We start from the raw sequence: 11,231 nt of genomic DNA on the forward strand, positions 1-11,231 counted from the left end.
GCATGGGTGCCCAGCTCCGGGTCTACAAGAGGCGGATCAAGTCCGTCTCCGCGACCAAGAAGATCACCAAGGCGATGGAGATGATCGCCGCCTCGCGCATCGTCAAGGCGCAGCGCCAGGTGGCCGCATCGACTCCGTACGCCAGTGAGCTCACCCGGGCAGTGACCGCGGTTGCCACCGGCTCCACCACCAAGCACGCCCTGACCACCGAGGCGGAGAACCCGGTCCGGGCCGCGGTGCTGCTCGTCACGAGCGACCGCGGTCTGGCCGGCGGCTACTCCTCGAACGCCATCAAGGCGGCGGAGGCGCTCACCGAGCGCCTCCGGGCCGAGGGCAAGGACGTCGTCACGTACATCGTCGGCCGCAAGGGCGTCGCGTACTACGGCTTCCGGGAGCGCCCGGTGAAGGAGTCCTGGACCGGCTTCACGGACAGCCCGACCTACGCCGACGCCAAGCGCATCGCGGGTCCGCTGATCGAGGCCGTTCAGCAGGACACGGCCGAGGGCGGCGTGGACGAGCTGCACATCGTCTTCACCGAGTTCGTCTCGATGATGACGCAGACGCCGGTCGACAACCGCCTGCTGCCGCTGAGCCTCGATGCGGCTCCCGCGGAGCAGGAGGGGACGCCGGGCCGGATCCTGCCGCTGTTCGACTTCGAGCCGTCGGCCGAAGGGGTCCTCGACGCACTGCTGCCGCGGTACGTGGAGTCCCGGATCTACAACGCGCTGCTGCAGGCCGCCGCTTCCGAGCACGCGGCCCGCCGCCGTGCGATGAAGTCCGCGACCGACAACGCGGAAGAGCTCATCAAGTCGCTCACGCGGCTTGCCAATGCGGCCCGACAGGCCGACATCACCCAGGAAATCAGCGAGATCGTCGGTGGCGCGAGCGCCCTGGCCGACGCGACCGCGGGGAGTGACAACTAATGACGACCACTGTTGAGACGGCCGCCGCCACGGGCCGCGTCGCGCGGGTCATCGGCCCCGTCGTCGACGTGGAGTTCCCCGTCGACGCGATGCCGGAGATCTACAACGCTCTGCACGTCGAGGTCGACGACCCGGCCGAGGAGGGCGGTCGCAAGACCCTGACCCTCGAGGTCGCCCAGCACCTGGGCGAGGGCCTGGTCCGCGCGATCTCCATGCAGCCCACCGACGGCCTGGTCCGCCAGGCCCCGGTGACCAACACCGGCACGGGCATCACCGTCCCGGTCGGTGACGTGACCAAGGGCAAGGTGTTCAACACCCTGGGCCAGGTCCTCAACGAGGACCCGTCCTCGGTGGCCGACGCCGAGCGCTGGTCCATCCACCGCAAGGCCCCGGCCTTCGACCAGCTCGAGTCCAAGACCGAGATGTTCGAGACCGGCCTGAAGGTCGTCGACCTGCTGACCCCGTACGTCAAGGGCGGCAAGATCGGTCTGTTCGGTGGCGCCGGTGTCGGCAAGACCGTTCTGATCCAGGAAATGATCATGCGTGTGGCCAAGCTGCACGAGGGCGTTTCCGTCTTCGCCGGCGTCGGCGAGCGCACCCGTGAGGGCAACGACCTCATGGTGGAGATGGAGGAGGCCGGCGTTCTCGACAAGACCGCGCTGGTCTTCGGTCAGATGGACGAGCCGCCGGGCACCCGTCTGCGCGTCGCCCTGGCCGGTCTGACCATGGCGGAGTACTTCCGCGATGTGCAGAAGCAGGACGTGCTGTTCTTCATCGACAACATCTTCCGCTTCACCCAGGCCGGTTCCGAGGTCTCCACGCTGCTGGGCCGCATGCCCTCCGCGGTGGGTTACCAGCCGAACCTCGCGGACGAGATGGGCATCCTGCAGGAGCGCATCACCTCGACCCGTGGTCACTCGATCACCTCGATGCAGGCGATCTACGTCCCCGCGGACGACCTGACCGACCCGGCCCCGGCGACCACCTTCGCCCACCTGGACGCCACGACGGTTCTGTCGCGTCCGATCTCGGAGAAGGGCATCTACCCGGCGGTGGACCCGCTGGACTCGACGTCCCGCATCCTGGACCCGCGCTACATCTCCCAGGACCACTACGAGGCCGCCTCGCGCGTCAAGGGGATCCTGCAGAAGTACAAGGACCTCCAGGACATCATCGCGATCCTCGGTATCGACGAGCTGGGCGAAGAGGACAAGCTGGTCGTCCACCGCGCCCGTCGCGTCGAGCGCTTCCTGTCGCAGAACACCCACGCGGCGAAGCAGTTCACCGGTGTCGACGGCTCCGACGTCCCGCTGGACGAGTCCATCGCGGCGTTCAACGCCATCTGCGACGGTGAGTACGACCACTTCCCCGAGCAGGCCTTCTTCATGTGCGGTGGTCTCGAGGACCTGAAGAAGAACGCCAAGGAGCTGGGCGTCTCCTGAGCCCCGTGGCTCATCGCTGCCGGGGGCGGGGCGCTCCCGCCCCCGGCAGCCACGTCCCCTATTCTTTGACCCAACACCTGCCGCGCCCGGCAGGTGAAGACCCGAGGAGCCACGTTGGCTGCTGAGCTGCACGTCGAGCTGGTCGCGGCGGACCGAAGCGTCTGGTCCGGCGAGGCCACTCTGGTCATCGCGCGTACCACATCGGGTGACATCGGCGTCATGCCCGGCCACCAGCCGCTGCTCGGTGTGCTGGAGTCCGGTCCGGTGACCATCCGGACCGCCGAAGGCAACGTCGTCGCCGCTGTGCACGGCGGCTTCATCTCGTTCGCGGACGACAAGCTCTCGCTGCTCGCCGAGGTCGCGGAGCTCGCCGACGAGATCGACGTCAAGCGTGCGGAGCGGGCCCTTGAGCGCGCCAAGTCGGGGGCGGACGCCGCCGCCGAGCGGCGCGCCGAGGTCCGGCTGCGAGCGGTCGCGGGGCATTAGCCCACGGCCCGATGAGTTCGTCCCTCAGCCGCGGACCGCACTGGAACATTCCAGGGCGGTCCGCGGCTGAGGCAATACAAGCCCGTTGCTCTAGATGATGCGAGGAGGTCGGTGGAGATGGTCCTCGCTCTGCTCGTGAGCGGCGTCGTCGTCCTGCTGGTGCTGGTGGGGCTCTTCGTCTTCGGGCTGCGGAGACGGCTGATCCAGCGCTCCGGCGGCACGTTCGACTGCAGTCTGCGCTGGAACGTCCCGGAGCAGGGCCCCGCGCCGGACGGCAAGGGCTGGGTCTACGGCGTCGCCCGCTACAACAGCGACCGGATCGAATGGTTCCGGGTCTTTTCGTACGCGCCGCGGCCGCGGAGGCTGCTGGAGCGGGCGTCGATCGAGGTGCTGGAGCGGCGGTCGCCGCAGGGCGACGAGGAGCTCGCGCTGCTGTCCGACGCCGTCGTGCTGATCTGTCTGCATCAGGGGACGCGGCTTGAGCTCGCGATGAGCGAGGATGCCCTCACAGGCTTCCTGGCCTGGCTGGAGGCCGCCCCTCCCGGCCAGCGGGTGAACGTGGCGTGACTTCCTGTGGCTCAAACGCCGGCCGGGCTTGATATATCAAGCCCGGCCGGCGTTTTTGCCGGTCAGGAACGCAAGCCGTTGTCGACTGCCGTCATCAGCGTGCCGCTGTCACCCGACATCTCCCAGATCATCACGCCGCCCAGGCCCTTCGGCTTGAGCCAGGCCGTCTTCTTGCCGATCGACCAGACGTCGTCGAACGTCCACCACTGCCCGTTGTTGCCGGTATAGCCGTACGTGGCGACCGACTGCTCGTCGTGGTAGACCGTGAGGCCCGCGACCGACGCGATCAGGTTGTCGTAGCCGCGCGTCCCCGCCTCCTCCGGGAACTGGCCGGGCGCCGCCCCGTTCGCGGTCTGCCAGACGCCGTGCGCGCCGCCGTCGGCGACCTGCTGCCAGCCGCGGCCGTAGAAGGCGAGCCCGAGCACGACCTTCTTCGGGTCGACGCCAGCGTCGAGGTAGGCCTGGACGGTCTTGTCCACGCTGAACTTCGTCGTGTACGGGTCCCCCGCGTCCTGGTAGAGGTTCCCCTGGTGGCCCGTGCGGTTCGGCTCCCAGCTGTTGTCGCTGCCGGAGCCGTGGAAGTCGTAGCCCTGGACGTTGGCGAAGTCCATGTAGTCGAAGACGCTGGGCGTGCCGTCCTTGGTGGTGATGTCCCAGCCGGCCTCGATCTTCGCCGGGTCCGCCGGGGTGAAGGCCGTGAGCAGGTACTTCTTGCCGGTCGTGGCGCTCAGGGCGTCGAGCTGGCGGCGGAACTCGGCGAAGAGCAGGGTGTTGTTCGCCTTGTCGTCCTTCGAGACGTGGTTGCCGGCGTGGCCCTCGGAGCCCGGCCACTCCCAGTCGATGTCGAAGCCGTCGAAGATCCCGGCGGCGACGCCGGTGCCCCCGCGGCCGTTGGTCACGGGCAGGTTGCCCTTGATGTACATGTCGATGCAGGACTTCACGAACTTCTGCCGGGAGGCGTCGGTCTTCGCGACGTCCGAGAAGTACTTGCTGTAGGTCCAGCCGCCGATCGACATGTTGATCTTCAGGTCGGGGTGCTTGGCCTTGAGCTTCTTCAGCTGGTTGAAGTTGCCGGCCAGCTTCTGGTCCCAGGTGTCGCCCACGCCGTCGACGGACTCGCCGGCGCCGAAGCCCTTCTCGTAGTCCGCCCAGGAGTCACCCGCACCGTCGCCCTGGCTGGGGTCCTGCGGGTTGGGCGTGGTGGCTTTCGTGACGCCGTTGAGGCAGGTGAGGTCGGTGGGGTGAATGTTGGAGAAGGAGTAGTTGATGTGGGTGAGCTTGGCGGCGGCGCCCGTGGTCTCCAGCGACTTCACGGTGTAGCCGCGGCCGTAGATGCCCCACTGTACGAAGTAGCCGACCTTGGCGTAGCCCGTGCCGGGCTGCGGCTGCCCGCCGCCGGTCGTGCGCACGGTCAGCGGCCGGCTGGCCTTGCTGGTCTGGTCGGCGGTGTCCCGGGCGATGACGGTGTACGTGTAGTCGGTGCCGGGGGTGAGGCCGGTGTCGGTGTAGGCGGGCTTGGTGACCGTCGCGGCCTTCACCGTCCCGCGGTAGACGTCGTAGTTCTTGACGCCCTTGTCGTCGGTGGCGGCGGGCCACTGCAGGGAGACCGAGGTGTCGGTGACCGCCGTGGCCTGCGGGGTGCCGGGGGCGGTCGGCGGCTTGTCGGTGCCGCTGCCGCTGCTCGTGCGGATCGTGGCGGACGGGCTCGCGGGTCCCGTCTGGCCGGCCGAGTCGCGGGCGACGACCTTGTAGGTGTAGTCGGTGTCCGGGCTGAGGCCGGTGTCGGTGAAGGAGGTGCCGGTGACCGTGCCGGCGAGGCTGTCGCCGCGGTAGACGTCGTAGTTCTTGACGGCCTTGTCGTCGGTGGCGGGGGCCCAGGTCAGCGCGATGCTGTTCGCGGTGACGCCCGTGGAGGAGGGCTGCCCGGGGGCGCTCGGCGGGGTGTCGGCGGGGGAGCCGTCGCAGGGCCCGCCGTCGAGCTTGCAGCCCGCCGGGGTGCCGTCGCCGGAGGCGACGAAGCCGAAGGTGACGCTCGCGCCCGGCGCGATGGTGCCGTTGTACTCGCGGTTCTTGGCGGTGAAGTGCGAACCCGAGCTGGTGAGCAGGGCGTCCCAGTAGGCGCCGACCGTGGTGGCCGCGGGGAAGTCCCACTCCACGGTCCAGGCGCTGATGGCGGTCGTGCCGGTGTTCTTGACGGTCCACTCCGCCTGGAAGCCCGTGCCCCAGTCGGAGGTCTTGGCGAACGTGGCCGTCGCGGACGGCGCGGCGTGGGCCGGGGCGGCCGCCACGCCGACGAGCGCCGCGGCGGGGAGGGCGAGCGTGGCCAGAGCGGCCACCGCTCTTCGTAAGGTGCGGCCGATGCTTCCTGAGGTTCCTGTGCTCAAGGGGGTGCTCCTCGACGAGAGGTGCGGACAGGTGGGGGGTGCACAGCTGCTCGGGGAGCGTAGAAAGGTCCGTACCAATGGTCAAGAGGACTGGACCAGTCCCCACTCCTGGGCCAGCACCGCCGCCTGCACCCTGCTGCGCAGCTCCAGCTTCGCGAGCAGCCTGCTGACGTGCGTCTTCACCGTCGCCTCCGCCATCCCCAGGCGGCCCGAGATCTCCGCGTTCGACAGCCCCTCGCCCAGCGCGCCCAGCACTTCGCGCTCGCGCCGCGTGAGCGACTCCAGCCCCGCCGGCTCCTGGGCGCCCGCCCGCTGCGGCCGCGCCGGGCGCGCGAACTCGGCGATCAGACGCCGTGTCACCGCCGGGGAGATCAGCCCCTCGCCGCGCCCCACGGCCCGCACCGCCGCGATCAGGTCCGCGGCGTCGCTGTCCTTGAGCAGGAACCCGGCCGCGCCCGCCCGCAGCGCGCCGAACACGTACTCGTCCAGGTCGAAGGTGGTCAGCACCAGCACGTCCGCCAGCCGCTCCGCGACGACCTGACGGGTCGCCGACACCCCGTCCAGACGCGGCATCTGCACGTCCATCAGGACCAGGTCCGGGCGCAGCTCGCGGGCCAGCCGGACGGCCTCCTCGCCGTCGGCGGCCTCCCCGACGACCTCGACGCCGGGCGCCGAGCGCAGGATGAGGACCAGCCCGGAGCGTACGGACGCCTGGTCCTCGGCGACCAGGACGCGGATGCTTCCGCCAGGTGCGGTGGTGGTCACGGTGCTCCCTCCTCCGGTACGGGCAGCACCGCCCGCACACGCCATTCCTTGCCGTCGAGGCCGGCCACCGGGCCCGCCTCGAACTCCCCGTCCAGCAGGGCCACCCGCTCGCCCATGCCGACCAGCCCCGCCCCCGAGCCCGGCGCCCGCGGCACCGGCCCGTCGCCGTACGCACTGCTCACCTCCACCGCCAGCCGCCCGCCGTCCTCGCGCGCCAGACGCACCGTCACCGGGCCCGGGGCCGCGTGCTTGACGGCATTGGTGAGCGACTCCTGCACGATGCGGTACGCGGCGAGCTCGATCGGCGCGGGGAGGGGGCCCGGCCCGCGGGCGTCGTCCAGCACGAAGCGGAACCGCTCGTCGCGCACCGCCTTGCGGGCCCGCGCGACGAGGGCGTCCACGCCGTCGAGCCGCGGAGTGGCCGCCGGCTCCGCGTCGCCGCCCGCCTGCCGCAGCAGCCCGATGAGCCGGCGCATCTCGGCGAGGCCCTGCACACTGTTCTCGCGGATCACCGCGAGCGCCTCCCGCGACGCCTCCGCCTCTCCGATCGACAGCGCCGCGGTCGAGTGGATCGCGATCGCCGACAGGTGTCCCGCCACCATGTCGTGCAGCTCGCGGGCCATCCGGGCGCGCTCGGCGCCCACGGCCTCGCGGCGGTCCAGCTCGGCCAGCAGCGCCGTGCGCTCCGCCTCCAGCCGGGCCGCGCGCGCGGCGTCGCGGTGCCGGCGGATGCCCGCACCGGTCCACGCCGGCGCGACGATCAGCACCGCGAAACCGAAGCCCACCAGCAGCGCCTCCGGCTTGCGGATGACCGCCACCGCCAGCAGCGTCCCCAGCACGGCCAGCACCTCGGTGACACGGGGGATGCGCCCGGCGACGGACGGGCGGCCGTAGAGCACCGCCGCGTAGACGACGTCCGTGTACATGGCGATCGTCGCGACGAGCGAACCCGTACAGATGTCCAGGCCGAGCGTGACCGTGCCGATCGCCAGAGCCGTCAGCGGGGCGCTGCGCCGCAGCAGCTCGGCGCCGCACATGACGACGAGCGCGACCAGCGACAGCCACCCGGGCACCGCGGCCAGCGGAGGGTTGTTGTGCAGGCCGAGGAACCACAGCGCCAGGCCGCCCAGCAGGCCTGTGGCCGCGATGAGGACGGCGTCGCGGTCGGGGCGGCGGGGGAGGCGGACGGGCATGCGTACATCACAGCATGCGGCCGGGGGCGCGCGGGACGCTCCGCAGGAGGGCGCGGCGGCCGGGCACTACATCGAAGGATGCAGTCCCAAATCGTCGTACGCGACGACGAACGCGCAGGTCACGGCAGGGAACCTGGAAGGGAGGGAAGGAGAGAACCGTGATCGTCACGCTGATCGTCGTCTGCGAGGTCGGCTTCTGGGTGCTGCTGGCCGGCGGCCTGAGCCTGCGGTACCTCGCGAAGATGCCGCGGGCGGGGGTCGCCGTGCTGCTGCTGGAGCCCGTCCTGGAGCTCGTGCTGCTGATCGCCACCGCGGTCGACCTGAAGAACGGCGCGCAGGCCGACTGGAAGCACGGCCTGGCCGCGGTCTACATCGGCTACTCCGTGGGTCTCGGCCACTCCACGATCAAGTGGGTCGACGCCCGCTTCGCCCACCGCTTCGCGGGCGGCCCGCCGCCGGTGAAGCCGCCGAAGTACGGCCGCGAGCGCACCGTCCACGAGTGGAAGACGGCCGCCCGCTGGATCCTGTCCTGCGCGGTCGCCCTCGCCCTCCTCCAGGCGGCCGTCTGGTACGTGGGGGACGCGGGCGACACCGGCTCGCTGCGGAACTGGCAGACGAAGATGCTGCTGGTGGCCGGCATCAACCTGGCCATCGCGGCGAGCTACACGATCTGGCCGAAGCAGGCGCCGGCGGCGGAGAAGGAGCGGGCCGCGGCCGCGGAGGAGCTGAAGCGCTGACGCCGGCCGGCGTCAGCGGTTCTCGCCGGGCACCCACAGGACGTCCCCGAGCTCTTTGTTCGCCGTCCTGGCCAGAATGAACAGCAGGTCCGAGAGGCGGTTCAGGTATGTCGCCGTCAGCGGGTTCATGATGTCCGCGTGGAGCTCCATCGCCGCCCACGTCGACCGCTCCGCGCGGCGGACCACCGTGCAGGCCTGGTGCAGCAGCGCCGCCCCCGGCGTTCCCCCCGGCAGGATGAAGCTGCGCAGCTTCTCCAGGCCCTCCAGGAAGCGGTCGCAGTCCGCCTCCAGCTTGTCGATGTAGGACTGCTCGACGCGCAGCGGCGGGTACTTGGGGTTCTCGGCCACCGGCGTGGCCAGGTCGGCGCCCACGTCGAAGAGGTCGTTCTGGATGCGGACGAGCACCTTCACGATCTCCTCGGGCAGCTGCCCGAGCGCGATCGCCACCCCGATCGCGGCGTTGGCCTCGTTGGCGTCGGCGTAGGCCGCGATGCGGGTGTCGGTCTTCACGGTGCGGCTCATGTCGCCGAGAGCGGTCGTGCCGCTGTCACCGGTGCGGGTGTAAATGCGCGTCAGGTTGACCATGGGTACGAGCCTAGCCACCGCCCGCCGCCCCGCCGGGGCCGACGCGCAACCCGGCCACCCCTGTGACGCCCGGGGCGCACGGGGCTCAACTGCACGGTGGGGACGGCCGGCTGGGCCTCCCGGTGTGATGTCCGTCATGGGGGACGTGACGCGCATCTCTTACCGCCCAACCGCGCCGCGACGGACGCTAATCTCCGGCCGAGAGAGTGCGCACAGAACAGCTCTGAGCACAGGGAGTAAGGGGACAAGCCGTGGCCAAGAAGCTCGCCGTCATCGGGGCCGGACTGATGGGGTCCGGGATCGCGCAGGTCTCCGCCCAGGCCGGGTGGGACGTCGTACTGCGGGACGTCACCGACGCGGCGCTGCAGCGCGGCACGGACGGCATCAAGGCCTCGTACGAAAAGTTCGTCTCCAAGGGCAAGCTGGAGGCCGCCGCGGCCGAGCAGGCCCTGGCCCGCATCACCACGACCACGGACCTGGACGCGGCCGCCGACGCGGACATCGTGGTCGAAGCCGTCTTCGAGGACATCGACACCAAGCGCGACATCTTCCGCACCCTGGACGGCCTGGTGAAGGACGAGACGGTGCTCGCCTCGAACACCTCCGCCATCCCGATCACCAAGATCGCCGCGGCCACGCAGCGCCCCGAGCGCGTCGTCGGCACGCACTTCTTCTCCCCGGTGCCGATGATGCAGCTGTGCGAGCTGGTCCGCGGCTACAAGACCAGCGACGAGACGCTGGCGAAGGCCCGGGAGTTCGCCGAGGGCGTCGGCAAGACCTGCATCGTCGTCAACCGCGACGTCGCCGGCTTCGTCACCACCCGCCTGATCTCCGCCCTCGTCGTCGAGGCCGCCAAGCTGTACGAGTCGGGCGTCGCCTCCGCCGAGGACATCGACATCGCCTGCAAGCTGGGCTTCGGCCACGCGATGGGCCCGCTGGCCACCGCCGACCTCACCGGCATCGACATCCTCATGCACGCCACGGGGAACATCTACACCGAGTGCCAGGACGAGAAGTTCGCGCCGCCGGAGATCATGCGCCGCATGGTCGACGCGGGCGACCTCGGCCGCAAGAGCGGCCAGGGCTTTTACCAGCACTGAACCCTCGCCGACCGGGTAGCCGATATCTAGTTCACCCACCGGGGTGAATTAGGTATCGGTTCGCCCATGAACGGCAACCTTGTGGTGGGAGAGCCAGTCAGTCCTTGAGAAGCGCACGTGCCACAAGAGCCGCGGGGCGACTCAGGGCCACCCGGTCAGGGCCACCTGAGGCGGCTCACGGCACGGGCAAGCCAGTCAGCACCGTCATCGACCGTCATCCCGCACCATCGGACATCACTCCGGGAGCGCATATGCACATCAGGGGCGACCACGCCGAACTGGTCGTCGGGGGACGCCTCGACGTCCGCAGCGCGGCGGACGCCCGTACGGTCCTGCACTCCGCCCTCGACTCGGGCCGCGGCGACCTCGTGCTCGACCTCACCGAGCTGGACTCGTGGGACGCCACCGGCCTCGGCGTCATCATGGGCGCCCACCGCCGGGCCGGCCGCACCGGCCGCCGCCTCGTCCTGCGCGGCGTGCCCGACCGGATGCAGCGGCTCCTCGTCGCCACCCGACTGCACCGCATTCTCGCCATCGAAGGCGGCATCGGCGCCGCGTCATGAGACTGTGACGTGCCCCGGGCAGCGGGACGCCCGTCGCTTCGTGGATACTGTGCCCAGGTCTGAGGTTCGGTTTTCCCGCCGCTAAAGGGCCGCATAACAGAGCCCACGGCGGGCACCGATGAAGCGCCGGCCGGCACGCCCCGGCCGAGGGTTGAAGGAGTGGGGCAGGCCGGGAGGGCAGACGGCACGCCACGCAATTGGGGGGCTTTCACCATGGACCCGACGAACCGACCCGAGGAGCTCGGCGAGGGCGCACCCGAGTCCGCGGACGGCCGCGGCTCGCGCGACCTGCCCGGCACCGACGCCGGGGCCGCCGGGTACGCAGCCGCCGGGGACGGCCCCCAGGGCGCCCCCGGCCTCGCCCGCGTCGTCCGCCTCGTCGCCGGCGACTACGCCGTCACCGTCAACCCCGTCGACGGCAGCGAGATCGAGCCCTGCCTGCCCGCCGACGTGCCCCCGCCGCCCAGCCGGCCTCCTCGTCGGTGA

General features: G+C 70.8%; 12 protein-coding genes. 8 read left to right on the top strand and 4 right to left on the bottom strand.

Annotated features, from left to right (window positions below):
• Nucleotides 1-2: 2 nt before the first annotated feature.
• The 4 genes from ACSNOH_RS17610 to ACSNOH_RS17625 all read left to right on the top strand — a co-directional run bounded on the left by ACSNOH_RS17610 (nucleotide 3) and on the right by ACSNOH_RS17625 (nucleotide 3,418).
• Nucleotides 3-923 carry a F0F1 ATP synthase subunit gamma gene (locus ACSNOH_RS17610; protein WP_436722297.1) on the top strand — a complete coding sequence of 307 codons (921 nt, stop codon included), beginning with the start codon at nucleotides 3-5 and terminating at the stop codon, nucleotides 921-923.
• Nucleotides 923-2,365 (top strand): F0F1 ATP synthase subunit beta, encoded by a 1,443-nt coding sequence (gene atpD / locus ACSNOH_RS17615; RefSeq protein ID WP_436722298.1) that lies wholly within the window; start codon nucleotides 923-925, stop codon nucleotides 2,363-2,365. Before ACSNOH_RS17610 ends, atpD begins: the two co-directional genes overlap by 1 nt.
• Nucleotides 2,366-2,479: 114 nt before the next feature.
• Complete coding sequence (locus tag ACSNOH_RS17620) at nucleotides 2,480-2,851, top strand: F0F1 ATP synthase subunit epsilon (RefSeq protein WP_436722299.1); 372 nt, start codon at nucleotides 2,480-2,482, stop codon at nucleotides 2,849-2,851.
• 117 nt (nucleotides 2,852-2,968) lie between these two features.
• A complete protein-coding gene (locus ACSNOH_RS17625; protein WP_436722307.1) occupies nucleotides 2,969-3,418 on the top strand; it encodes a DUF2550 domain-containing protein in 450 nt (149 codons plus the stop codon).
• A 62-nt stretch (nucleotides 3,419-3,480) separates the two neighbouring features.
• On the opposite strand, the gene ACSNOH_RS17630 is transcribed toward ACSNOH_RS17625, so the two are convergent.
• The 3 genes from ACSNOH_RS17630 to ACSNOH_RS17640 form a co-directional block, all read right to left on the bottom strand.
• A complete protein-coding gene (locus ACSNOH_RS17630) occupies nucleotides 3,481-5,802 on the bottom strand; it encodes a glycosyl hydrolase family 18 protein (protein WP_436722300.1) in 2,322 nt (773 codons plus the stop codon).
• A gap of 81 nt (nucleotides 5,803-5,883) precedes the next feature.
• Nucleotides 5,884-6,567, bottom strand: coding sequence for a response regulator (locus ACSNOH_RS17635; RefSeq protein ID WP_436722301.1), 684 nt, complete (start codon nucleotides 6,565-6,567; stop codon nucleotides 5,884-5,886).
• Nucleotides 6,564-7,760, bottom strand: coding sequence for a sensor histidine kinase (locus ACSNOH_RS17640; RefSeq protein ID WP_436722302.1), 1,197 nt, complete (start codon nucleotides 7,758-7,760; stop codon nucleotides 6,564-6,566). The genes ACSNOH_RS17635 and ACSNOH_RS17640 overlap by 4 nt, the downstream gene beginning before the upstream one ends.
• A 158-nt stretch (nucleotides 7,761-7,918) precedes the next feature.
• On the opposite strand from ACSNOH_RS17640, the gene ACSNOH_RS17645 reads away from it, so the two are divergent.
• Nucleotides 7,919-8,497 carry a hypothetical protein gene (locus ACSNOH_RS17645; RefSeq protein WP_436722303.1) on the top strand — a complete coding sequence of 193 codons (579 nt, stop codon included), beginning with the start codon at nucleotides 7,919-7,921 and terminating at the stop codon, nucleotides 8,495-8,497.
• Between the two features lie 12 nt (nucleotides 8,498-8,509).
• Here ACSNOH_RS17645 and ACSNOH_RS17650 read toward each other — a convergent pair whose 3' ends face one another.
• A complete protein-coding gene (locus ACSNOH_RS17650; protein ID WP_436722304.1) occupies nucleotides 8,510-9,082 on the bottom strand; it encodes a cob(I)yrinic acid a,c-diamide adenosyltransferase in 573 nt (190 codons plus the stop codon).
• 251 nt (nucleotides 9,083-9,333) lie between these two features.
• On the opposite strand from ACSNOH_RS17650, the gene ACSNOH_RS17655 reads away from it, so the two are divergent.
• The 3 genes from ACSNOH_RS17655 (at nucleotide 9,334) to ACSNOH_RS17665 (ending at nucleotide 11,231) form a co-directional block, all read left to right on the top strand.
• Nucleotides 9,334-10,182: a 3-hydroxyacyl-CoA dehydrogenase family protein gene (locus ACSNOH_RS17655; protein WP_436722305.1), complete on the top strand. Its 849-nt coding sequence runs from the start codon at nucleotides 9,334-9,336 to the stop codon at nucleotides 10,180-10,182.
• 251 nt (nucleotides 10,183-10,433) lie between these two features.
• Nucleotides 10,434-10,745: an STAS domain-containing protein gene (locus ACSNOH_RS17660; RefSeq protein WP_030368012.1), complete on the top strand. Its 312-nt coding sequence runs from the start codon at nucleotides 10,434-10,436 to the stop codon at nucleotides 10,743-10,745.
• Nucleotides 10,746-10,958: 213 nt separating this feature from the next.
• Nucleotides 10,959-11,231 (top strand): hypothetical protein, encoded by a 273-nt coding sequence (locus tag ACSNOH_RS17665; RefSeq protein ID WP_436722306.1) that lies wholly within the window; start codon nucleotides 10,959-10,961, stop codon nucleotides 11,229-11,231.

The sequence above is a fragment of the Streptomyces sp. URMC 127 genome (genome assembly GCF_051386535.1).
In the GTDB taxonomy this organism is placed as follows: Bacteria; Actinomycetota; Actinomycetes; order Streptomycetales; family Streptomycetaceae; genus Streptomyces.

Bases quoted from the DNA above. Each gene is read 5' to 3' on its own strand.
- ACSNOH_RS17660 (WP_030368012.1), top strand. From the start codon at position 10,434: ATGCACATCAGGGGCGACCACGCCGAACTGGTCGTCGGGGGACGCCTC.
- ACSNOH_RS17625 (WP_436722307.1), top strand. From the start codon at position 2,969: ATGGTCCTCGCTCTGCTCGTGAGCGGCGTCGTCGTCCTGCTGGTGCTG.
- atpD (WP_436722298.1), top strand. From the start codon at position 923: ATGACGACCACTGTTGAGACGGCCGCCGCCACGGGCCGCGTCGCGCGG.
- ACSNOH_RS17650 (WP_436722304.1), bottom strand. From the start codon at position 9,082: ATGGTCAACCTGACGCGCATTTACACCCGCACCGGTGACAGCGGCACG.
- ACSNOH_RS17665 (WP_436722306.1), top strand. From the start codon at position 10,959: ATGGACCCGACGAACCGACCCGAGGAGCTCGGCGAGGGCGCACCCGAG.
- ACSNOH_RS17640 (WP_436722302.1), bottom strand. From the start codon at position 7,760: ATGCCCGTCCGCCTCCCCCGCCGCCCCGACCGCGACGCCGTCCTCATC.
- ACSNOH_RS17610 (WP_436722297.1), top strand. From the start codon at position 3: ATGGGTGCCCAGCTCCGGGTCTACAAGAGGCGGATCAAGTCCGTCTCC.